This is a genomic window from Pseudolactococcus hodotermopsidis (assembly GCF_011170085.1).
GTDB lineage: Bacteria > Bacillota > Bacilli > Lactobacillales > Streptococcaceae > Pseudolactococcus > Pseudolactococcus hodotermopsidis.
In genome coordinates this window covers 17,582-41,034 of record NZ_BLLI01000009.1, presented here as the reverse complement: position 1 = coordinate 41,034, position 23,453 = coordinate 17,582, and the positions used below count along the sequence as shown (strand labels likewise).

Annotated in this window: 20 protein-coding genes; 10 read left to right on the top strand and 10 right to left on the bottom strand. The window is 38.4% G+C overall.

Going from position 1 to position 23,453, the window contains the following annotated elements:
* Window positions 1–72: 72 nt before the first annotated feature.
* From Hs30E_RS02775 to Hs30E_RS02765, 3 genes are all read left to right on the top strand, one after another.
* Window positions 73–3,096: an FtsX-like permease family protein gene (locus tag Hs30E_RS02775; RefSeq protein WP_172207774.1), complete on the top strand. Its 3,024-nt coding sequence runs from the start codon at window positions 73–75 to the stop codon at window positions 3,094–3,096.
* 87 nt (window positions 3,097–3,183) lie between these two features.
* Entirely contained in the window at window positions 3,184–5,592 is a 2,409-nt protein-coding gene (locus Hs30E_RS02770) for an ABC transporter ATP-binding protein/permease (protein ID WP_172207773.1), read from the top strand.
* A 241-nt stretch (window positions 5,593–5,833) separates the two neighbouring features.
* Window positions 5,834–6,139, top strand: coding sequence for a UPF0158 family protein (locus Hs30E_RS02765; RefSeq protein ID WP_172207772.1), 306 nt, complete (start codon window positions 5,834–5,836; stop codon window positions 6,137–6,139).
* A 307-nt stretch (window positions 6,140–6,446) separates the two neighbouring features.
* On the opposite strand, the gene nrdF is transcribed toward Hs30E_RS02765, so the two are convergent.
* The 5 genes from nrdF to plsY form a co-directional block, all read right to left on the bottom strand.
* Window positions 6,447–7,406 carry a class 1b ribonucleoside-diphosphate reductase subunit beta gene (nrdF, locus tag Hs30E_RS02760; protein WP_172207771.1) on the bottom strand — a complete coding sequence of 320 codons (960 nt, stop codon included), beginning with the start codon at window positions 7,404–7,406 and terminating at the stop codon, window positions 6,447–6,449.
* 51 nt (window positions 7,407–7,457) lie between these two features.
* Window positions 7,458–9,611 (bottom strand): class 1b ribonucleoside-diphosphate reductase subunit alpha, encoded by a 2,154-nt coding sequence (gene nrdE / locus Hs30E_RS02755; RefSeq protein ID WP_172207769.1) that lies wholly within the window; start codon window positions 9,609–9,611, stop codon window positions 7,458–7,460.
* A gap of 3 nt (window positions 9,612–9,614) precedes the next feature.
* On the bottom strand, window positions 9,615–9,962 hold the full coding sequence (gene nrdI, locus Hs30E_RS02750; RefSeq protein ID WP_172207768.1) for a class Ib ribonucleoside-diphosphate reductase assembly flavoprotein NrdI: 348 nt from the start codon (window positions 9,960–9,962) through the stop codon (window positions 9,615–9,617).
* On the bottom strand, window positions 9,959–10,177 hold the full coding sequence (gene nrdH, locus Hs30E_RS02745; protein WP_172207767.1) for a glutaredoxin-like protein NrdH: 219 nt from the start codon (window positions 10,175–10,177) through the stop codon (window positions 9,959–9,961). Before nrdH ends, nrdI begins: the two co-directional genes overlap by 4 nt.
* A gap of 104 nt (window positions 10,178–10,281) precedes the next feature.
* Complete coding sequence (gene plsY / locus Hs30E_RS02740; RefSeq protein WP_172207765.1) at window positions 10,282–10,923, bottom strand: glycerol-3-phosphate 1-O-acyltransferase PlsY; 642 nt, start codon at window positions 10,921–10,923, stop codon at window positions 10,282–10,284.
* A gap of 122 nt (window positions 10,924–11,045) precedes the next feature.
* Here plsY and Hs30E_RS02735 point away from each other — a divergent pair, with 122 nt between their 5' ends.
* Window positions 11,046–11,729, top strand: coding sequence for an XRE family transcriptional regulator (locus tag Hs30E_RS02735; RefSeq protein ID WP_172207764.1), 684 nt, complete (start codon window positions 11,046–11,048; stop codon window positions 11,727–11,729).
* 137 nt (window positions 11,730–11,866) lie between these two features.
* Window positions 11,867–13,684: a glutamine--fructose-6-phosphate transaminase (isomerizing) gene (gene glmS / locus Hs30E_RS02730; protein WP_172207763.1), complete on the top strand. Its 1,818-nt coding sequence runs from the start codon at window positions 11,867–11,869 to the stop codon at window positions 13,682–13,684.
* A 22-nt stretch (window positions 13,685–13,706) separates the two neighbouring features.
* Here glmS and gatD read toward each other — a convergent pair whose 3' ends face one another.
* Together gatD and murT are read right to left on the bottom strand one after the other, a co-directional pair.
* Window positions 13,707–14,483: a lipid II isoglutaminyl synthase subunit GatD gene (gene gatD / locus Hs30E_RS02725; protein WP_172207762.1), complete on the bottom strand. Its 777-nt coding sequence runs from the start codon at window positions 14,481–14,483 to the stop codon at window positions 13,707–13,709.
* Window positions 14,480–15,826 carry a lipid II isoglutaminyl synthase subunit MurT gene (gene murT / locus Hs30E_RS02720; RefSeq protein WP_172207761.1) on the bottom strand — a complete coding sequence of 449 codons (1,347 nt, stop codon included), beginning with the start codon at window positions 15,824–15,826 and terminating at the stop codon, window positions 14,480–14,482. Before murT ends, gatD begins: the two co-directional genes overlap by 4 nt.
* Window positions 15,827–15,884: 58 nt before the next feature.
* On the opposite strand from murT, the gene Hs30E_RS02715 reads away from it, so the two are divergent.
* The 3 genes from Hs30E_RS02715 (at window position 15,885) to rnhB (ending at window position 18,548) form a co-directional block, all read left to right on the top strand.
* The gene (locus tag Hs30E_RS02715; RefSeq protein ID WP_172207787.1) at window positions 15,885–16,754 is read left to right on the top strand and encodes an NAD(P)-dependent oxidoreductase; all 870 of its coding nucleotides are present in this window, start codon (window positions 15,885–15,887) and stop codon (window positions 16,752–16,754) included.
* 167 nt (window positions 16,755–16,921) lie between these two features.
* Window positions 16,922–17,791, top strand: coding sequence for a ribosome biogenesis GTPase YlqF (gene ylqF / locus Hs30E_RS02710; RefSeq protein ID WP_172207760.1), 870 nt, complete (start codon window positions 16,922–16,924; stop codon window positions 17,789–17,791).
* Window positions 17,778–18,548, top strand: a complete 771-nt coding sequence (gene rnhB / locus Hs30E_RS02705; RefSeq protein WP_172207759.1) for a ribonuclease HII — start codon at window positions 17,778–17,780, stop codon at window positions 18,546–18,548. Before ylqF ends, rnhB begins: the two co-directional genes overlap by 14 nt.
* 16 nt (window positions 18,549–18,564) lie before the next feature.
* Here the strand turns inward: rnhB and Hs30E_RS02700 are convergent, their stop codons facing one another.
* Window positions 18,565–19,314, bottom strand: a complete 750-nt coding sequence (locus Hs30E_RS02700) for a mechanosensitive ion channel family protein (RefSeq protein WP_172207758.1) — start codon at window positions 19,312–19,314, stop codon at window positions 18,565–18,567.
* Between the two features lie 117 nt (window positions 19,315–19,431).
* Between Hs30E_RS02700 and Hs30E_RS02695 the strand changes: the two genes are divergently transcribed.
* Window positions 19,432–20,484, top strand: a complete 1,053-nt coding sequence (locus Hs30E_RS02695) for a branched-chain amino acid aminotransferase (RefSeq protein WP_308780706.1) — start codon at window positions 19,432–19,434, stop codon at window positions 20,482–20,484.
* A 158-nt stretch (window positions 20,485–20,642) separates the two neighbouring features.
* Here the strand turns inward: Hs30E_RS02695 and Hs30E_RS02690 are convergent, their stop codons facing one another.
* Both Hs30E_RS02690 and Hs30E_RS02685 read right to left on the bottom strand, forming a co-directional pair.
* Complete coding sequence (locus Hs30E_RS02690) at window positions 20,643–22,241, bottom strand: sensor histidine kinase (protein ID WP_172207754.1); 1,599 nt, start codon at window positions 22,239–22,241, stop codon at window positions 20,643–20,645.
* Entirely contained in the window at window positions 22,216–22,896 is a 681-nt protein-coding gene (locus tag Hs30E_RS02685; protein WP_172207753.1) for a response regulator transcription factor, read from the bottom strand. The genes Hs30E_RS02690 and Hs30E_RS02685 overlap by 26 nt, the downstream gene beginning before the upstream one ends.
* 72 nt (window positions 22,897–22,968) lie before the next feature.
* Between Hs30E_RS02685 and Hs30E_RS02680 the strand changes: the two genes are divergently transcribed.
* Window positions 22,969–23,418 carry a hypothetical protein gene (locus tag Hs30E_RS02680; protein WP_172207751.1) on the top strand — a complete coding sequence of 150 codons (450 nt, stop codon included), beginning with the start codon at window positions 22,969–22,971 and terminating at the stop codon, window positions 23,416–23,418.
* The last annotated feature ends 35 nt before the right edge of the window (window positions 23,419–23,453 follow it).

Here is a 23,453-nt window from a genome sequence, read left to right as displayed (position 1 = left end):
AAAAAACTTTGGAAAGACATTCTATTGTCAATTCCGAAATCTAAGGGAAGATTTATTTCCATATTTTTACTAATGTTTTTAGGTGCACTCATGTTTACTGGTTTGAAAGTTACAGGACCAAATATGAGAAAGACAGCAAATGACTTTTATCAAAAAAATAATCTTGCTGATTTTACTTTAATTTCGACCTATGGCTTAGATGAGTCGGATATGGCGTTTCTTGATGAGATGTCTGGTATTGATAAAGTTGAGTTTGGCTATCTCCAAGATTCACTAATTAAGGGAACTAAGGATGCGATAAGAATTTTCTCAATGCCTAAAGAGTTGTCAAAATATAGTCTTGAGTCGGGGAGGTTTCCCAAGAATGACCATGAAATCGCCTTAAATTTTTCTTTGGAAGAGCGATATAAACTTGGTTCAACTATAACATTTGAGGTATTAGAAAATAATATTTTAGTTAATCATACCTACAAAGTAACTGGTTTTGTAAAATCTAGCGAAATTGTTGGTAGAAAAAATATGGGACAAACCGATATTGGTACGGGTGAATTGGCTGGTTACGCAGTTGTTATTCCTGAAACATTTGATGCAAGTTCTTATATCATTGCTAGGTTGAATTTATCGACGACAAAGGATATGGATCCTTATAAAAGAGCCTATACTGCTGAGATTATGAAGCAGCAAACTAGGATTGAGAAGGCTTTAACTAAGCGTGCGAAAGCGCGTTATTCAGATATTATAACAACGGCACAAGAAGAGCTGAATACAGGAAAAAGTGAGTTAAAGACAGCTAAGAGTGAGTTTGTTGAGGCGCAAAATAAGCTAAAAGAGGCTAAGGAGCAGATTGACGATTTAAAGCGTCAGATTGCAAGCAATCAAGAGGCGTATAATGAAACTGTTTCAAGTAAACAGGCTGAGATAAATGATGGTCGCAAAGAACTAGATAGCAAGCAAGCAACTTTAAGTGACTATGTTGCTGAAACAAATAAAAACATTAGCGAAATCAATCTCAACCAAGCTAAACTTGAAGAGAAAAAAGCTGAATATCAGGCTAATCAAGATATTATGCCTTGGCAACAAGCGCAAGCAATCGTAAATGATATAAATACAAGTCAACTTCAATTAAATCAAATGATAGATGAAGTTGCTGAAGTAAGCAAAAAGGTGGAAACATCTAAAGTTGAGGTTAGTGAGGCGCATGCGAAATTAGAGGCAGCGCAAACTGAATTAGATACTCAGACGATTGACGGACGAAAAAAGATAGATGAGGCGCAACTGCAATTATCTGAGGCTGAGGCTGAATATGCTGTTAAATTTAGTGAGTATGAATCAGAAAAAGGAAAAATTGAAGCTGATATTTCAAAAAGCGAAAAGAAACTAAGAGATTCGGAAGTAGAATTAGCTGATTTAGAAAAGCCAGTCTATACATTGGGCAGTCGAAAAACGAATCCTGGTTACAGTGGCTATATCGAAAATTCAACTCGGATTGATGTTTTAGGTAATGTTTTTCCGATAATTACTTATGTGGTTGCTGTTTTGCTTTCTTTGACAACAATGGTTCGCTTTTCCGATGAGGAACGCATTAATATCGGCACATTAAAAGCTTTGGGATATTCTGATTTTGATGTTAAAGCAAAGTTTGTTGTTTACGGTTCAGTTTCAGGTTTATTGGGCGCTGGACTTGGTATCGTTTTGGGGCATATTCAATTTTCAAAAGCAGTATTTGAGGCTTATCGACCAATTGCGACTTTTGATGTGCTTCAACTCCAATTTTATTGGAATTATACCTTGTTAGTCGTTGCTATTACTTTGTCATGTACCGTTTTAACGTCTTATCTTTCTGTTACAAATGATGTGAAAGCTAAAGTTTCAGAGTTATTGCGTGCTAAACCACCAAGAGCAGGACAAAAACTTTTCTTGGAAAAGTTACCATTTATTTGGAAACGTTTGTCATTTAAATATAAAATCATGATGCGTAATTTATTTAGATATAAACAAAGAGCATTTATGACAATCTGTGGTGTAAGTGGTTGTATCTGTTTGTTAATTGTTTGTTTGGGAATAAAAGGTTCATTGTCAGGGATTGTTGATAGACAATACCAAGAAATCATCAAGTTTGATTTTATTGTGACGAATCAAAAGAAATTATCTGAAAATGATGAAAATGAACTTGATAAATTATTGACTGGCGAGGAGGTAAAGAGTTTTTCAAGTGTTTATTTAGAACCAATTACAAAGTTGGATAGTAAAGGTTTTGATCAAGCTATTAATATGATTGTTCCAGCAGCAAGTGAAACTAATATTTCGGATTACATTCACTTTAAAGATCGAAAATCTGGCATTGACCTTAATATGCCAAGCGATGGTGTTGTTATATCTGAAAAATTGGCAAATTACTTCCATGTGGCTGTTGGTGATAAATTTAAGGTAAAAGTCGCTTCTGGGAAATATATTGCGATGCCAGTTTCTGAAATAACAGAGATGTATCTGGGACACTATCTCTTTATGTCCCAAGCAACATATGAAAAGATGTTTGAAAAAGATCTTTTGGTTAATTCTGAATTAGTACAGCTTAAAAATAATGATAGGCAAAATGAAGAAAAAGTAGCCACTCACTTTATGGAAAGTCCTGCTGTTAAATCAATGATTAGAAATAATTACAGAAAAGATTTAATCAATTCTTTACTTACTTCTCTAAATAGTATCATATTTATCCTCAGTGTCATGGCGGTAATACTTTCTATTGTTGTTATTTATAACTTGACTAATATCAATGTTTCTGAAAGAATTAAAGAATTGGCAACGGTTAAAGTTCTAGGTTATTATGATATGGAAAGTACTTTGTATATCTATCGTGAAACGATTGTGTTGACAATTATTGGCATACTTTTTGGATGTGAATTGGGCATACTTTTACATCGCTTTATTTTAAAAGTTTTACCAAATGATGATTCAATGTTTGACCCTAAATTAGAATTAGTTAATATTGCGCTAGCCTCGTTAATTGTAATGAGTGTAACGTTATTGATTATGGTTATTATGCACAGGAAGATTAAAAATATTCCAATGATAGAGGCTTTAAAATCAGTTGATTAAAGCAGTTTAATTTAGATAGTTCCAAATTGGAGCTATTTTTTGGAAATTTCTAATTTTTAGTATAATTAGATTTAGAGGAAATTAAGAATGTTACAATTAAGAAGGATTAGCAAGCGTTATATGACGAATGAATTTACGCAAATCGCACTGGATGAGGTGAGCGTAAATTTCCGTGAAAATGAATTTGTTGCTATTCTTGGTCCGTCTGGTTCAGGGAAAACGACTTTGCTCAATATCATTGGTGGTCTTGATCACTATGATACAGGCGATATGCTGATTGATCCCAAGCACATTTCCTACCCTGTTTCAAGGTATCTTGCCGGTTATGATGCGGGCGATTTGCTGATAAATGGCAAGTCCACTAGGGACTTCAAAGACAGAGATTGGGATGCTTACCGTAACAACTCGGTTGGTTTCATTTTCCAAAGTTACAACCTCATTGGTCACCTAAGTGTTCTTGAAAATGTGGAAATGGGCATGACCTTGTCGGGTGTGGCTAAAGCCACGAAGAAGTCGGAGGCAATCAAGGCGCTGGAGCGTGTGGGGTTGAAGGACCACGTGCATAAGAAACCCAATCAGCTGTCGGGTGGACAGATGCAGCGTGTTGCTATCGCGCGTGCGCTCGCTAATGACCCCGATATTATCCTCGCTGATGAGCCGACTGGTGCGCTTGACACGGTGACGAGCGAGCAAATCATGGCGCTGATTAAGGATATTGCCAAGGATAAACTGGTTATCATGGTCACGCACAATCCCGATTTGGCGACAACTTATGCGGATCGAATCATTAATTTTAAGGATGGTCATTTGCTTAGTGATAGCCATCCTTTTGATGGGGAGAAAGAAACCTCAGATTATGTTTTGAAGAAGACAGCCATGGGTTTGTTTACGGCGCTGAAATTATCAGCTCGTAATATTTGGACGAAGAAATGGCGAACAGCGCTGACAGCATTTGCCTCGTCAATCGGAATTGTTGGCATTGCACTGATTCTTAGTACTTCAAATGGTTTCCAAAAACATATTAACCAATTTCAAACAGATTCTTTGACGGAATTTCCAATTATTATTTCCCCGCAAGCAACGAGAAATAAAAATGAACTAACGCCTTCTGAACGCGAGAAGTTGGAAAAGAAAAGTTTGTCTAAGTCTAAAGAAATCGAAGTTTATGACCCAGCTAAGTTAGTTTCAGTCCATCGTAATAAACTCACACCTAAATATATTGATTATGTTGAAAAGATTAGCACAAAGGATGCGACAAGTGTTGGTTTTACTCACATTATCAGCTTAAATTTACTGCGTGATGACAAAGGAAAAATCGTTCCTGTCAAGCTCCCAACGGGAGAAGAGATGCCTGCAAATATTGCTATTTATGATACTGATGTGCATCTGACGACTTATCCAGTCCAACCTGACGGTGAAAAAGAGAGTTATTTGGAAATTAACTATGATATTCTAGCGGGGAGTTATCCCAAAAATGCGAATGAAGTTGTCATGGTCGTTGATGATCAAAATCGTGTGGATATGACAACGATGAAAAATCTTGGTTTCACTGATTTTGCTGATAAAGAAGGGCAAATCAAGTTTTCAGATATTGTTGGCATGGAAATGAAACTTATCCGCAATAATGATTATTATACAGAAGTGTCAACAGGTCATTTTGCGCCCACTCAAGATTTGGCTGCTGTTTATAAAAAAAGCAGTGGGGAAACAATCAAGATAGCGGGCATTATCCGTAAAAAAAAGACGATTCAGTTCCGCCTTTTAGGATTGGGGATTGCTTATTCTGATGAACTTTTTGAGAAAATTTTGAAAGCAGAAGGTGATTCTAAGATTGTTACCGCACAAAAAAATGCTAATACCAATGTTTTAACCAAAGAGCCTTTAACACCAGAGACGAAAATAACAGCTTTGAGCTATCTTGGTGGTAATGCGATTCCTTTGATGATTTATGTTTATCCAAAAAGTTTTGAATCTAAGGAAAATATTATCAAATATCTCGATAAATATAATAAAAATAAAAAAGAAGAAGATAAAGTCATTTATACTGATTTGGGGAAAGAGATGACCAGATTGACTGGCGATATTATGTCTGGTATTACTTTAGTTCTTGTGGCATTTGCGGCGATTTCATTGGTTGTATCGTTGATTATGGTTGGTATTATTACCTATATTTCAGTTCTTGAACGAACGAAAGAAATTGGTGCTTTGCGGGCGCTTGGTGCTAGAAAGAAAGATATTACGCGCGTTTTTAATGCTGAAACCTTAATTATCGGTAGCTTTTCTGGCATACTTGGCATTACGTTTGCTTATCTGCTGACTTTCCCAGTTAATATGATTATTAAAAAGAAAACTGATTTATCGAATGTTGCGCAGCTGAATCCGCTACATGCGATTATTTTAATCATTGTTAGTGTTACCCTTACCTTGCTTGGTGGTTCGATTCCTGCCAAATATGCAGCCAAGAAAAATCCTGTTGAGGCTTTGCGTTCGGAATAACTGATTGAAAAGACGTTTCTTGTTTATGATAGGGACGTTTTATTTAGTTTATTGATAAACTAAGTAAAATGTGCTATACTAATTTAATCTTTTGGGCTTGATTTTTTAATCCTTGTCAATTTGTTTTTGTTAGGGCATGTCATGGCAATTTATTATGAAAGCTACCAATCTTTTGGCACCGAGTAATCGTAGGAAATAGATAAAATCAATTTATTTAGGAAAATTTTGTTAAAATATAAGCATGGAAAAAGTAAAATTAGAAGATGTCATTCTTGAACTTGAATGTTGTGATGCGGAAAGTGAGAGCTATTTTAATCTCAAAACAGGTCAATTTTTACAGTGTAATGACTTTGTACTTGATAGAGAAGAACTTTTGGCACTTCAAAATGACTTGTTCTACGAAATTAGTGGTCGAGGTGCTTTTAGACACTTTAAGGACAAGGTTAATCTATTAGGAATTGAAGAAAAATGGTATGCTTTTCGTGACCAAGCTTATCGTGAAATTGCTATTCAGTGGTGCAAAGAGAATCATCTTTCTTATGAATAGAAAATGTTGATAACATTTAAAAGAGGCTGAGAAAAAGTCAGAAATTAGCATAATTTAGCTAATTATAAAATAGAAAACCACATGAATGATCTTATTGTGAAACGAGGTGAAGAATAACAATTTCGTATAATAAGCTAGATTAGATGTTATTTTTATTGTTAGCATAAATTTATGAAGTGAATTTGTTTTTTGTTCTCATATCAAATTTAAAAATTTTGAGCAAATTAGATAATATCAGTAATTTCAATAACTATCTTGCCTATAAAAAACGAGTCTTCCGATAAAAGAAGAACTCGTTTTTAATCAATCAAAAAACATAATCCTCATCCCGCATAGCCTCAACTTGCCCAAGCAAGTAGCCATTTCCGACTTGCGAGAAGAAGTCGTGATTAACCGTGCCAGTTGACAAGCCGTTCATCACAATCGGGTTGACGTCACTTGCATTATCGGGAAAAAGTGGCTCAAAACCGAGGTTCATCAGCGCTTTGTTGGCGTTGTAGCGCAGAAAAATTTTAACGTCCTCTTGCCAGCCGAGTTTGCTGTAAAGGGTATCAGTGTAGAGTTCTTCGTTGGCATATAAGTCATACAAGAGGTCGTAAGCCCAGTTTTTGAGATTTTCCTGTTCAGTTTCAGTCAACTCATCATAGCCGAGCTGGAATTTATAGCCGATATAAGTGCCATGCACCGATTCGTCACGGATAATCAGCTTGATAATTTCAGCAACATTGGCTAATTTATTATTGCCAAGATAATACAAAGGCGTGTAGAAACCGCTGTAAAATAGGAAAGTTTCGAGAAAAACGCTGGCAATTTTCTTTTCAAGTGGCGTACCCGTTTTGTAAATATGCGTGACTTTTTGCGCTTTATATTGCAGATTGTTATTAGCGTCAATCCAAGCAAAAATGTCATCAATTTCTGTTTTCGTGTTTAGCGTTGAAAAAATGGACGAGTAAGATTTAGCATGTACTGATTCCATGAACTGAATATTATTTAGTACTGCCTCCTCATGTTGTGTGCGCACATCGGCACGAAGGGAGTCCATGCCGCTGTCAGATTGGACGGTATCAAGCAAAGTCAAACCGCCAAAAACGTGGCTGACTAAATTGCGTTCATCATCAGATAAACTGCGCCAATCGTCCAAGTCGTTTGACAATGGTATGCGCGTGTCAAGCCAAAATTGTTCGGTCAATTTTTCCCATGTTGATTTGTCAATTAAATCTTCGATGTTATTCCAGTTTATCGCCTTGGTATAGTTTTGATTTGTCATAAATTCTTTCTAAATAACGTTATTTTACATAAATTTAAGTATGTAAAAAAGTTAAATCACACAAGATTCACAGTGGTTGCTACCTATCTCATCCCCATTATCAGTAAAAGTACGAACGTAATAAATAGACTTCACACCTTTATGGTGGGCATAATTGCGTAGAATATTAAGGTCGCGGGTCGTTTGCTTGGTGTCTGTTTTCCAGTCGTAAATGCCGAGCGGAATCTCGCTACGCATGAACAAAGTCAGCGACAGCCCTTGGTCAACATGCCGAGTCGCCGCTGCATAAACGTCAATGACGCGCCGCATATCCATATCGTAGGCACTCGTATAGTAAGGAATCGTATCAGTCGCAAGGTCGCGCGCGGGATAATAAATCTTGCCCGTTTTCTTCTCTTGTCTCTCCTCAATCCTTTGGGTAATGGGGTGAATGCTTGCCGAAACGTCGTTGATATAGGAAATCGAGCCGTTTGGTGCCACAGCTAACCGATTTTGATGATACAAACCGAATGACATGACATCTTTTTGGAGGGCTTTCCAGTCGTCAGCTGTCGGGATATGAATGCCGTTAAACAACGTTGCAATCTGTTCAGAAAGCTGTGCTTCTCCGATAAATGAATCGAAGTAGCTGCCATCAGCATAGGTTGATTTTTCAAAATCAGCAAACTTAATCCCAGTTGTCCGCGCAATGTTCATGGATGATTTGAGCGTGTAGAAATTCAGCAACATGAAATAAATATCGGTAAATTCAATTGATTCAGGCGATCCATAAACGATGTGATTTTGGGCAAAGTAGGAGTGGAGTCCCATTGCACCTAAGCCAATCGTGTGAGCGCGTGAATTACCATTTTTGATACTAGGCACAACATCAATTTCCGAATGATTTGTGATAAATGTTAGGGCTTTGACCATGCTGTCAATTGACTTCTCAAAATTTGGCGTTTTCATCAGATTAACGACATTTGTCGAGCCAAGATTGCATGAAATATCCGTACCTAAATGCTGGTAAGTTTGCTCATCATTAAGGATAGATGGCGTTTGAACTTGGAGAATTTCCGAGCAAAGATTGCTCATAACGATTTTACCGTGAATCGGATTAGCATGATTTGCTGTGTCAATATTGACAATATAGGGATAGCCCGATTCTTGCTGGAGTTTGGCGATTTCTTGCTCCAAATCACGCGCACGAATGTGGTATTTCTTGATATTGGCATTTGCGACCATTTTATCGTATTCAGATGTGAGGTCAACATAGCTGAAAGGCACGCCGTAAATACGCTCAACGTCGTAAGGACTGAAAAGAAACATATCAGCATTTTCACGGACAAGTTGATAGTATTTATCGGGAACAGTCACGCCGAGCGATAGTGTTTTAACGCGAATCTTCTCATCGGCATTTTCTTTTTTCGTTGACAAAAATGCCAGAATATCGGGATGAAAAACGCTGAGATAGGTCACGCCTGCGCCTTGACGTTGCCCGAGTTGGTTGGAGTAAGAAAAGCTGTCCTCGTACAGTTTCATAACAGGTACAACACCGCTCGCTGCATTTTCAATGCCTTTAATTTGTGCGCCCGCCTCGCGCAGATTTGACAGGTTGATCCCAACCCCACCGCCAATGCGGGAAAGTTGCAACGCAGAGTTGACAGAACGCCCGATGCTGTTCATATCGTCAGTGGGTTGAATCAAAAAACATGAGACGAGTTCACCGCGTCGTGCGCGACCAGCGTTTAGAAAACTCGGTGTTGCGGGCTGATAACGCTGATTGATGAGTTCATCAGCAAGAGCTTGTGCTAATGCGGTGTCGCCGTCTGCAAAATACAAAGCATTCATGAGAATTCGGTCTTCGATATTTTCCAGATAAAACTCGCCGTCATTGGTTTTCAAGGCATACTGCTGGTAAAATTTATAGGCTGCCATGAATGATTTGAATTGGAAATTTTGAGCGTAAAGCCAATCAGAGAGTTGTGTGATAAAAGCAATCTCATATTTTGAAATAAAATCTTGTTCAATGTAATTATTTTCTAATAAGTAACTTATTTTATCTGCAACTGTTGGAAAGGTTTTGAGATTTGGTTGCACATTTTCTTCAAAAAAGGCAAGAAGTGCCTCGTGGTCTTTGTGTAAGGGAATTTGTCCGTTGATAGGAATATTGATTTCATTGTTAAGCCGAAAATAAGAGACATTTTCTAAATTTTTTAGCGACATATTTTAATAACTTTCTATAATTTCTTTAACTTTCTCGACATCTTCAGATGTGCCATTAAACTCAAAATCGTATACTATCGGAATCTGATAGGCTGCGGATAACTCTTTTGCCGAGTAGATATAAAGTTCAGCAAAATTGCGGTTGCCACTTGCGATGATAGCTTGGCAATTTTGGGCATTTTCAGCCATGAAATCCCAAACATCTTGGAGAATTTCTTTCTCATAAGTTGGGATAATCAGAATGAAAGGTTCTGAAAGTGTCAATGTAGCAGTAATTTCAAGGGCAGGAAAATTTAGTTTTTTGACAAAACGTGCGACTTGGCGTGTCACGCTGTAATAAGCAATTTTCATAGTAATTTCGCCAATTCTGTCGGACGAAAACCAGAGAAAGCGAGATCGTTTTTGACAATGATTGGCGCTGCCATAAAGCCCATTGCCTTGATTTCTGCGATATATTCGGGTTGGTCGTCGATGTTGATTTCCGTGAAAGCGACGGCTTTGTCGGCTAACCATTTTTTGACCATTTTGCATTGCATGCAGTCATTTTTTGAAAATACTGTGACCATTTTTATTTTTCCACCTTTTTCTTGATTGTTCCTTTATTTTAACAATAAAAAAATATCTAGTCAATGATTTTGACTAGATATTGTGTCTCTGATATTTCAAAACACTAGATATTGTGTTTTTGGTGTGTGATATTAAGCCCAAAGTTGAAAATGTTTTCAGTTTTGTTACGAATCCTTGCGATATTGTCCCGATGCTTGCAGATGATAAAACAAGTGATAAATAATATAACAAATGTAAAAAGCCAGTCGTAATTAGTAAAAATGAAGTGAAGTGCTGGAAAAATCAAGGTTGCTAGAAAAGCGATAATACCAGATACAATACTGGACATTGACACCATACTGGTCAAATAAACCATCACCAAAAAAATAATCACAACAAAAATCATGAATTTGGGATTGTAACCTAAAATCATGCCAAGAGAAGTGGCAACACCCTTGCCACCGTGAAAATGATCAAAAATAGAAAAAGTGTGACCAAAAATCGCGCATAACCCAAAGAGAGCTGGGGAGAAAGTATGTAGGCCAAACATGATTGGAAGAGCGGTTGCGATTGTCCCTTTGAGCATATCAATGGCAAAAACGGCAATGCCAGCTTTTTTACCTAAAACACGAAAAGTGTTAGTTGACCCAGTGTTGCCAGAACCGAAATCACGTAGATTTTTATGGAAAAAATACTTGCCAATCCAAAGACCAGAGGGAATTGAGCCTAATAAATAGGCAATAATTAAGAATAATATCGTTGTCATATACTTATTATATCATAATTTTTTTGATTATATCATAATTTTTGATTTGACATCTGTTTGTAAAAGTTATATACTGGTGTTAGTTTTTAAAACTAACGATAAATGAATTGGAGTTGATATAGATGAGTCTTGCAGAGAATTTGATTTATTTTAGAGAAGTAAAAGGGTTATCACAACGTGAGATAGCTAAGAAAATCGGCGTTGCCAACACCTCTTATTTTGCGTGGGAACGTGGGACAGCAAAGCCTAAAAGAGAAAATTTGTTGAAGTTAGCAGAAGTTTTTGATGTGTCCCTTGCAACATTGACAAAGGATATTGCACAAGAGCTTCTAAGCAATTTTAATCAACTAGATAAAACAAGAAAGGAAGAGGTCATGAGTTTTACGGAAAAACAATTAGCCGAACAAAACGATGAAAAAGTTGTCAAACTCTATCCTTACAAGGTTTACGAGAAATTATCAGCTGGGACTGGTTTTTCTTATATGGACGATGGCAGTTATGACATGGTTTATTTTGATGCGGAGATGTCTTATGACTTTGCTAGTTGGGTCTATGGCGATTCCATGGAACCTGTCTATGCGGACGGCTCAGTTGCCTTAATTAAAGACACAACTTTTGATTATGATGGGGCAATTTATGCGATTGATTGGGACGGCCAGACTTATATTAAAAAAGTTTACAAGGAAGAAGGTGGGCTGCGTCTTGTGTCAATCAATAAAAAATATGCGGATAAATTTGCGCCGTTTGATGACGAACCCCGAATTGTTGGGAAAATTATTGGGAATTTCTTCCCAATTGATGTGTAAAATTTCACAAATTAGTCTATACCAATAAAAATAACTTTATCTCTTGACTTTCTATTTTGTTTAGTTTAAGATACTTATATCAAATTCCTTAAGTGGAATATTGAACTATACCAATTTTGAAAAATAGGAGAAATGATATGTGTGGCATTGTGGGAGTAGTTGGTAATAAAAATGCTTGTGACATTTTAATGCAAGGACTTGAAAAACTGGAATATCGTGGTTATGATAGTGCAGGAATTTTTGTGACGAATGACTCTAAAAACTCAAAACTCATTAAATCAGTCGGTCGCATTGCTGATTTACGAGAAAAAATCGGTATTGATGTGGCTGGAACTGCGGGAATTGGTCACACACGTTGGGCAACACACGGTAAACCGTCAGAAACGAATGCGCACCCCCATACCTCGGCTGATGGTCGTTTTGTTCTTGTCCATAATGGCGTGATTGAAAACTATCTTGAAATTAAAAGCGAGTATTTGGCGGCTGACACTTTTAAAGGTGAAACAGATACAGAAGTCGCTGTGCATTTGATTGCTGCCCTTGCTGAAAAAGAGGGACTTAACACGCTCAATGCTTTCAAAAAAGCCTTGACGATTATTGAGGGTTCTTACGCATTTGCCCTCATGGCTACTGAAGAACCTGATGTGATTTATGTAGCAAAAAACAAATCGCCACTGCTTATTGGTTTAGACGATGGCTATAATATGGTCTGTTCAGATGCTATGGCGATGATTCGCGAGACGAGCGAATTTATGGAAATTCATGATAAAGAGCTTGTGGTGCTGACAAAAGATGCCGTAGAAATTCAGGATATGGATGGTAAGATTATATCACGTGACAGTTATATTGCTGAACTTGATCTTTCAGATATTGGTAAAGGGACCTATCCATTTTACATGCTCAAAGAAATTGACGAACAGCCAGCTGTCATGCGTAAACTTAGCCAAGTTTATGCAGATGAAAATGGTGCTGTTAAAGTTGATGAGAAAATCGTTGCTTCTCTTGCCGAATCTGATCGTATTTATATCATTGCAGCAGGAACATCTTACAATGCGGGTTATGCCAGTAAATTTTTACTAGAAGAATTAACCGAAAAACCGGTTGAACTTGGTATCGCCTCAGAATGGGGTTATAATATGCCACGTTTGTCTGACAAGCCATTTTTCATCTTCTTATCGCAGTCGGGGGAAACGGCTGACAGTCGGCAAGTTTTGGTCAAGGCAAATGAGCTAGGTGTGCCAAGCTTGACCGTGACAAATGTCCCAGGGTCAACCTTATCACGTGAGGCGAGTTTTACCATGCTTTTACATGCAGGACCAGAAATCGCTGTTGCCTCAACGAAAGCCTACACTGCCCAGATTGCCGCCTTGGCATTTCTAGCAAAAGCAGTAGGAATAGCGATTAACAACAAAAAAGCAATTGAGTTTGATGTTGTTCACGAGTTGTCTATCGTTGCCCAGTCTATCGAAGCGACCTTGTCTGAAAAAGAATTGATTGAAAGCAAAGTAACAGGATTGCTTGAAACAACGCGCAATGCCTTTTATATTGGGCGCGGACAGGATTACTATGTGTCAATGGAGGCAAGTCTCAAACTCAAAGAAATCTCTTACATTCAGTGCGAGGGATTTGCGGCGGGTGAACTGAAGCATGGTACGATTGCCTTGATTGAAGATAACACGCCCGTTTTGGCACTGATTTCCAACAACCCAAAAGTTTCTGCTCACACGCGAGGCAATGTCTCAGAAGTGGCAGCACGCGGTGCCAATGTTGTGGCGATAGTTGAACAAGCCGCAGCGATTGCGGGGGACGATATTATTGTCAATAACGTACATCCTTATCTATCAAGCATTTCAATGGTTGTACCAACACAATTAATTGCCTATTACGCCAGTTTACACCGTGGACTTGATGTGGATAAACCACGGAATTTGGCTAAATCTGTGACGGTTGAGTGAAAATAAAAAAGTTGAGAAGTCATCATTTCTCAACTTTTCTTTTGCTATCTCTAATTTTCTGCCCTTTTTCCTCGTCAGCTAAAATTGTTTTAAAATCTGGTATTGCAAGGTTAGGATATTTATTGTGAAAGGCACTACTCACAATGCGATAAGCTAATCGGGCATTGCGTGAAAGAATCGGACCATGGAAATAGGAGCCAAAAACGTTCTTATAATTCATGCCTTCAGTGCCGTCCTCGTTGTTGTTGCCTTGACCAGTGATGACACGACCAAGCGGTTTTTGTGTATCAGCGAGAAAGGTGCGACCTTGATGATTCTCAAAACCGTAATAAGTTTCGTCAAATTCGTCATTGTGAATCTCAATATCGCCAATAAAACGGTTGTCTTTTTGATTTAAGGTATAGTGATTCATGGCAGAAATGCCGTTAATCTTGCGACCATTTGCCTCGATATAGAACTTACCAAGCAACTGGAAACCACCACAAATGGCAAGCATAGCACCGTTATTTTCAATGAATTTTGTTAGCTCACGAGCTTTTGTTGGCAAATCTTCGCTGACGATAAATTGCTCATAATCTTGCCCACCACCAAAGAAAATAAGGTCATAGTCATCAGCTTTAAAGTCGTCGCCAAGGGAAACAATGTCGACTATCATCTCTGTGCCAAGTTTTTCGCCGACATATTTCATCATGAGAATATTGCCATTATCACCATAAGTGTTCATAATATCGCCGTAAAGGTGCGCCACACGTAGCTTGTAGGGGAAATCGCCGTTGGATTTGATAGAAGTATAGGTCATTTCATTTCTCCATTCACGTAGTGGCGACTCGCCAAAATCTCGCGCATGTCAAGCATAGCGGTGTAAGTTGCAAGGATGTAGACGTGCTTGCTCGTTTGTTTTTCAATCAAATCAAGCACATCGTTTAGCTTTTCGCTTTCGGTAATCTTGTGCTTATCAAAGCCTGAGACACGGATTCTGCGCGCCATCTCACTATGCCGAACGCCACCAGTAATGACGGAAGTGACCTTGAGCTGATTGACCAGCTCAAAGTTCGCATCCCATATCCAACTCGTGTCAATGCCGTCAGCATAATTAGCATTGAGCAGCGCGACAAGCGCAAAGTCATAGGGGGCAAGTTTCATCATATCCAAGACTTGATTAGCGCCGACAGGATTTTTGATGAGGACAAGCGTACAGCTTTTTTCGCCAATCTTAAAAGTCTCTTGCCGACCGAAAACAGCGTGAGAATTATCGAAACCTTTTTTGATAACAGACGATTCCAACCCAAAAAACTCAGCAACTGAAACAGCAGCAAGGGCATTATAGATATTGTAAAGACCGCCAACATTGATTTTATAATTAGTGTCGTCAATGACAAATTCTGATGATGTATTGGTAATTTTGGTTAATTTTGATAGGCGATAATCAAGTTTTGGGCGATGAAAACCGCAGTTCTGACAGATATAATTGCCAAGATTAGCATAGGTGTTCATGGTAAAGTCGAGAATATGATGACAAGCAGGACATAAAATACCCTCTGTGTTATAATGTGCTCGACGAGGTTCGTGCGTTTCGTGGTCAAAACCATAATATTTGACAGGGTTGACAAGTACTTTCGAGTTAAAAAGTGGGCTGTCACCATTTAGCAAAACAGTCGCATTGGGCGCTTTAGCGGCCCCTTTAATGATAAAATCGTAGGTCGTGTAAATTTCGCCATAGCGATCCATTTGGTCGCGGAAAATGTTGGTAAAAACAAAGAGACTAGGCGTGAGAAAGTCAGTCACAGCAGGCAAACTTGCCTCATCAATCTCAAGGACGGCAATTTTCTTACCCGTTTTGTTCTTAGGTGCAGACAAAAAAGTGGCGACAATGCCAGTCAGCATGTTTGCGCCAGTCGTGTTGGTTACAATAGAACCAAAAGCATTTTCGAGAATGCCAACGCTCAGCGCTGTTGTCAGTGTTTTGCCATTTGTCCCTGTCACGACAACAATCTCATAATCACGAGCGAGCGTATCAAGAATTTTAGAATCGATTTTGAGTGCCAGTTGTCCAGGTAAGGTTGAGCCACGTTTGAAGAAGTTTTTTAATATAAATTTGCTCGATTTTCCAACGAAAATCGCTAAACTTGATTTTAAGGTCATATCCATATTTTACCATATTTTGTGGTAAAATTTAAGTGGAGGACTTGTCATGACTAAAATTAAAAAAATCGGTTTTATCGGTCTCGGCGTTATGGGACAGGCGATTGCGGCGAATTTACAGGTGGACGGCTACGACCTCACTGTTTTCAACCGCACAGCCTCAAAAGCAGACGATTTGGTTGAAAATGGTGCTAACTACGCGCCAACGCCACGTCAAGTAGCTGAAGTTAGCGACCTTGTCATTACCATGGTCGGCTATCCAACAGATGTAGAAGAAGTCTATTTTGATGCAGAAAATGGCATATTTTCAGGCATTTCAGCAGGGAAAATTGTTGTCGATATGACAACCTCAACACCGACATTAGCCAAGAAAATCGCTGAAAAATCAGCTGAACTTGGCGTTTTAACACTTGATGCACCAGTCAGCGGTGGCGATATTGGCGCTAAAAATCGCACTTTGACTGTCATGGCGGGTGGCGACAAGCTAGCATTTGAACAAGTTTCAGAAATTTTCAGCAAAATTGCCAAAAAAGCCCAATATTTCGGCGCAGCTGGCAGCGGACAACATGTTAAAATGGCGAATCAAATCGGGATTGCGGGAACAATGACAGCACTCTCAGAACTTTTGGTCTATGCCAAAGCAGCTGGACTAGAACTTGATGCCGTGATTGACACTTTATCAGCTGGTGGGGCAAATACGTGGTCACTGGTTAATTATGGGCCACGTATTCTCAAAGCAGATTACTCACCTGGCTTTTTTGTCAAGCATTTTATCAAGGATTTGAAAATTGCCTTGGATGAATCTGCCAAGATGTCCTTAGAATTGCCAGCAACTCAATTAGCACTTGACTTGTATGAAAAAGTGGCAAATCAAGGCTATCATGATGCGGGCACGCAAGCTTTGATTAGGCTTTGGTGGACGGAATAATTATTTTTAGAGCTCCATAAGTAATTTACTTGTAATGTTATTCTATTGAATGATTATTTCAGTGAGTTAGAGTTTACCTATGTTTTTCAAAATTTTATCCACAAAAAATGAAAAATAGCACATATCCAAAGTTTAATAAGCCTTAATACAAAAGGAGTTACAAAAAAATGGTACTAATCCAATGGTTTCCTGGACACATGTCCAAAGCACGCAGGCAGGTGCAAGAAAATCTCAAACATGTTGATATTATCATGGAATTAGTTGATGCGAGATTGCCTTTATCAAGTCGCAATCCTATGCTAGATAAGATAATCGGCACTAAACCACGTCTTATCATCATCAATAAGAAAGACTTGGGCGATGAGTTAGAGAGTCAAAAATGGGTGCATTATTTTCAATCACAAGGCATTTTAGCGATTAAAATCAATGCTAAGGAGCAGCAAACGGTTAAAAAATTGACCAAGGCTGCCAAGGCAGTTTTAGCTGAGCAGTTGCAACGTGCTAGTGAGCGTGGTATTCAAAATAAAGCGATTCGGACGATGATTATCGGCATTCCAAATGTTGGTAAATCAACCTTGATGAATCGTTTAGCTGGTAAAAAAATTGCGATTACAGGCAATAAACCTGGTGTCACAAAAGGGCAGCAGTGGCTTAAAACCAATGAAGAATTGGAAATTCTCGACACCCCTGGCATTCTTTGGCCAAAATTTGAAGATCAGACGGTGGCGCTTAAATTGGCGCTAACAGGGGCTATCAAAGATGATTTGATTCCCAAGGATGAAATTACGATTTTTGGTTTGACTTTTTTCAAGAAAAATTATCCGTCAGAATTGCAAGCACGTTACAAACTTTCTGAGGCACAACTGGCGCTTTCGGCGGTTGATTTGATTGTCTTTTTGACGAAAAAAATGGGCTTTAGAGATGATTACGATCGCTTTTACGATCTTTTTGTCAAGGATGTCCGTGATGGCAAGCTAGGCACGTACACCTTAGACCGTCTGGCAGATTTAGAGGATGATGAAAATGGCGACAATTAAAGAAATAGCGACTATTTTGCAGTCAGCTGAGAGTTTGGCAAGCCCTATATTTGAAGAGTGGTCGCAAGATTCACGTCAAGGGGTGCAAAAATTAATCCTCAAGCGCAAAAAAGAGATTCAAGCTGAACTCAAAGAAAATGCTCGACTAGAGCATTTATTAACTTACGAACGACAACTTTACATAAATAAAATTATGTTAATTGCTGGAATTGACGAAGTTGGTCGTGGCCCATTAGCAGGTCCGGTCGTTACAGCAGCCGTCATCTTACCAGAAAACTGTAAAATAACAGGCTTAAATGACAGCAAACAGATTCCTAAAGCACAGCATGAAACAATTTACAATCAAGTTATGTCAAAAGCACTTGCAGTTGGCATTGGTATCGTTGACAATCACGTCATTGATCAAGTTAATATTTACGAGGCAACAAAAATCGCCATGTTACAGGCGATTGAGAAATTGGCGATTCGACCAGAGCATTTGTTGATTGATGCCATGAAACTTGAGAGTGATATACCGCAGACTTCGCTGATTAAAGGCGATGCCAAGTCAATGTCAATTGCAGCGGCGTCTATTGTTGCCAAGGTCACGCGAGATCGTATGATGGCTGATTTTGATAAAGAATATCCAGGCTATGATTTGGCACATAACGCAGGATACGGGACGAAAAAACATTTAGAAGGACTTGAAAAATTAGGCTATACACCTATTCATCGCAAGTCCTTTGAGCCGATTAAATCAATGGTTAAATTTACATAATTTTAAATATGTAAATTTAACCATTTTTTTCATAATATTGACTTAAAATAGTTGCTTTTTGACTAGAAATGTCAGAATAATTCCCTGTTAGTTTTGTTCGCAAGTAAACTTTATCTTGGTCGGTAATTACCCCTATAAAGTCAGCGTTCGGATAACTTTCGTTTACTTTTAATAGCCGATTTTTGAGTTCAGAGACATTTGCCACATAAGTAATCGGTACATCAAGAAAAAGGCTCGTTTGGGTTCGAGAGAGGTTGGCGAGTGCTGTAATATGGCGGTTGGGAATGAAAATCAGTGCGCCGTTAGAACCGGTCAAAGTCATGGAACGGATGCCAATCGTCTTGACTGTTCCCGAAATATCGAGGTTTTTAAAGCTGACAATATCGCCAACATTGACTTGATGCTCGACAATGATGAAAAAGCCGTTGATCACATCACTCATCAAATCGCGACCAGCGAAACCGAGCGCCACACCAATAATTCCTGCTCCCGCAAGGAGACTGCCAACAGGCAGACCAAAAATACCAAGTACGGTGTAAATATAGAGGAAAATGGTCAAGTACTGAAAAGTCGACTGAATCAAGCGCGAAAGCGTTAGCACCCGCGCACTATCAGCAATGTTGGTCTGGCTATACTTGTCAAAAAGCCGTTTGATAATCAACTTGAGCAAGCGATAGAAAATATAAAATAACACTGTCGCAAGCAAAAGCTGGACAAATTTTTCTAAAGTTGTCTCAAAAAAGGTTTCAAGATGTAAAAATTTCAAGGTAATTTCTTCTCCAAATCAAATAATTTTCAGAAAATTTGTAATTCTTCTTGCAAAAACACCCAAAATGGGCTAAAATAAGTATATCAAATTTTTAGAAAAGATGGGTGATTTTGCCTGTCAGATAACGAGGAATTTTCAATGACTGTAAACATCGACTGGGATAATCTTGGCTTTAACTACATGAGGTTGCCATATCGCTATATCGCGCATTTCAAGGATGGGAAATGGGAGGCAGGAACACTGACTGAGGATGCTACTTTACATATCTCAGAGTCATCTCCAGCTTTGCATTATGGGCAACAGGCTTTTGAGGGTTTGAAAGCTTATAAAACTAAGTCTGGTGACATTCAACTTTTTCGTCCTGATAAGAATGCCGAACGCTTGCAAAAGACGGCTGATCGGCTGCTTATGCCACAAGTCCCGACAGATATGTTTATCAATGCGGTAAAAGCTGTGGTTAAGGCGAATCATGCGTATGTGCCACCTTACGAAAGCGGTGGTAGCTTGTATTTGCGCCCGCTCTTGATTGGTGTTGGCGATATTATCGGTGTACAGCCAGCGCAAGAGTATATTTTCACGATTTTTTCCATGCCTGTTGGGAATTATTTTAAAGGCGGTTTAGCACCGACGAATTTCATCGTTTCACGTGATTTCGATCGCGCAGCACCACATGGGACAGGTGCTGCCAAGGTTGGTGGTAACTATGCAGCAAGTCTTTTGCCAGGTTTTAATGCTCACGAATCTGGCTATTCTGATGTCATTTACCTAGATCCCGCAACACATACTAAAATTGAAGAAGTGGGTTCAGCCAATTTCTTTGGCATTACCAAAGATAATGAATTTGTCACACCGCTTAGTCCGTCTATTTTACCGTCAATTACCAAATATTCCTTGCTTTATCTAGCTGAGAATCGTTTGGGACTCAAAGCGACAGAAGGGGAGGTTTTCATAGATGACCTTGACCGTTTTGCTGAGGCTGGTGCTTGTGGTACAGCGGCAGTTATTTCACCAATCGGTGGGATTCAAAATGGCGATGATTTTCATATCTTTTATAGTGAAAATGAAGTTGGTCCAATCACGCGACAACTTTATGATGAACTTGTTGGCATTCAAAAAGGGGATATTGTCGCACCTGAGGGGTGGATTTATAAGGTTGAGATTGCTTAATAAAAACAGTTTACATAATTAAAATTATGTAAACTGTTTTTGAATTATGGAAATAAAGTTTATTTTTCTTCATTATAACATGATATTTTGCATTTATTATGTTAATTGGAAAGAAAAGTGCTACATAATAAATACATTTATTATAACACAACACAATTTCAAAATCTCACAGTAAAAGTAGTTCCTTTCCCCATCACACTTTGAACCTCAATCGTCCCACCAAGTTCAGCAAGATTTTTCTTGACAATGGTAAGTCCAAGACCAGTTCCATCGGAATTTCGGGAGGTGTCAGAGCGGTAAAAACGTTCAAAAATACGTGTTTTTTCGATTTCTGAAAGCCCAGGACCATTATCTGAGACGGTAAATGTTATTTTATCTGTTGTTTTGGCAATCGAAATGATAATATGACCAGTGTTTGGTGTGTAATTTATTGCATTTTCTATTAAATTTTTTAAAATAGCATAGAGATGTTTTTCATTAGACTTGATAGTCACGTTTTCTAAGTGTGTGCTGATTTGAAGGGATTTTTTAGAGATGGCTAATTCATAATTTTTAAGTATATCCTGCGTCATTTGTGTTAGATTGACTTTTGTTTTCTTGATATTTGTTGTTTGGCGGGTTATTTCTAGCGTATCTGCGACTAGATTGGTCAAGCGTTTACTTTCTTTGGCAATATGTTGGGCAAAGCCTTGTCTTTTTTTGGGTGTTAGTTGACCATTGTCATGCGCTAAAATATCAGCAAAGCCACTAATAGCAGTAAGCGGTGTTTTGAAATCATGGGAGATATTGGCGATAAAGTCATTGTGGGCACGTAGGGTTGCCTTATAGGCGGTCACGTCAATCATCGTAACCATAAGCAAACTATTGAGAGTTGAGAGCGGTAACACGTCAACAACGTAGTAAGCATTGAGTTTCTCGAAGTGAAAAGTACGTTCTTGACGCGTTGGTTGCAACATTTTATTGACGAGAAATTGGAGAACATCGCTGTAAGGACTAAAAATATCAAGAGTTTTTGTATCCGAAAACTCGTTTTTAAAGCTAGCATTAGTACTACGAATCGTGCCTTTTAGGTCATAAATAAAAATCGGAAATTCAAAATAGTCGATAAATTCATAAAGATTTTGTTTAGTAGGTGTCTGACTTTGTGCTTGATTTTGGATAAAGTCACCTAGAAGATTCAACTCTGTTGTTATTTTATTATCATTTTCTGAGATAAGATAGCTTTGAGTTAAGGGACTACGACGGATATTTTTAATTTTGGCAATGGTATCAGTTTCAAAGTGTCTTTGATTTTGGGTGCGTATGATGAATTGGACAGCCCAAATCAGATAAATACCGATCGTAAAAATGATAATCAGAATTGTTTCAAAGAGAGTAGATGAGCGTTTGGCAGTGACTTGAATATAATTTTGTAAAATTGCCTTTTTATAATTTGGAATGGTAACTTTTAGCGTATTTTGACTTAAAGTTCGCGAAAAAGTAGCGCCATTTTCAATATTTTTAATGGCTTTATTCTGATGGGTTAGGGGTAAAATTTTGATTGTTTCATCAAAATGAGTGTTAGGTGTTTTCTCTAAAACGTCGGAAATAGTATAGGCATGCGCCACTAGATTGTCAGTATCGACAGTCATTTGATGTGTATTGAGCAGAACCACAACAATAGTTGTTGCCAAAAAATAAAAGCCTGTAAAAAGTAGTGCTTTAGCGAGTTTAGTGCGCTTCTTTTTCTTTTTAATTTGTTTTGGTATAATTTTCATTGAACTGATACCCGAATCCTCGTTTTGTTGTAATAAATTGATTGTGAAGTTTCTTACGCAGATTACTCACTGTAACGTCAACCACACGTGTTTCATAGTCCTGTGTTTGACCCCAAAACTCAGTCAAAATTGCCTCACGACTGACGATTTTGTCCCGATTTTTGACCAGAAAAATCAGCAGATTGAACTCACGTTTTGAGAGCGAAAGTTGCTCGTCAGCTAAACTGACCATTTTTTGATTTAGATCAATTTTAAGGCTACCAAAATCGGCGCACTCAGATTTCTGATAAGTCTGATTTCGGCGAATTAGCGCATTGGCACGCGCCACAATCTCCCGCTGAGGCGTCGTCTTATCCAAATAATCATCAACGCCAGAGTTAATTCCTGTGATTTTCAGTTCATCATCATCACGCGCCGTTAGGATGATAATGGGCGTGAAATTGCCAGTTTCACGTAATTTTTTAGTGACAGCAAGCCCTGACAGCTCAGGCATCATCATATCTAGCAAAATCAAATCAAAGCCTTGCTTTGTTGCTAACTCTAAAGCCTGTTTACCATTTTCAACAAGCGACACGCTAAAATCGGCAGATTCAAAAGTATAGGCGAGCAGCGCCAAAATCGCAACATCGTCATCAGCAATTAAAATTGTTTTCATAACTCAATTATAACAAAATATGGTAAAATAGAGGTAGATATAAGAATAAAAACGAATTTGGAGACATGAAAAATGGCTAAAGATAATACTGAACAAAAACAAGCATATCGTAACAAGGGACTGATTTCAGCAGCTTTTATTTTGCTGATTGTCTTGCTGTTGGTAAATTTGAGCGTGCTCAATCAAGTTAAAAAAGTTGTCAAATCGGACACAGCAAATGCTAAAATCCTTAAAAAATTGTGGGACGAGGAACAAAATGGTCGTGGTGAAAATGGCTTACAAAGTTATACTTTTGAGGTTTATTATGCGCCGTCAACCAAAGAGGCACCAACGATGAAAGAAAATTGGCAAACAAATCCTGATACTAAATTGACTTTTGTTGAGGCGACCAGTCGTGTGGCAGCTCGTGAGGCAACGATGAATAAAGAAAAAATTGACGATAGTCAGATTCTTGCTGTGGTCAATCCCGATGGTACAACGACTGATGGTTGGATGGCACCTGTTGTGCCAATTGTGAAATAAATCACATACGCATTCGTTTAACCATAAAAAGTTTA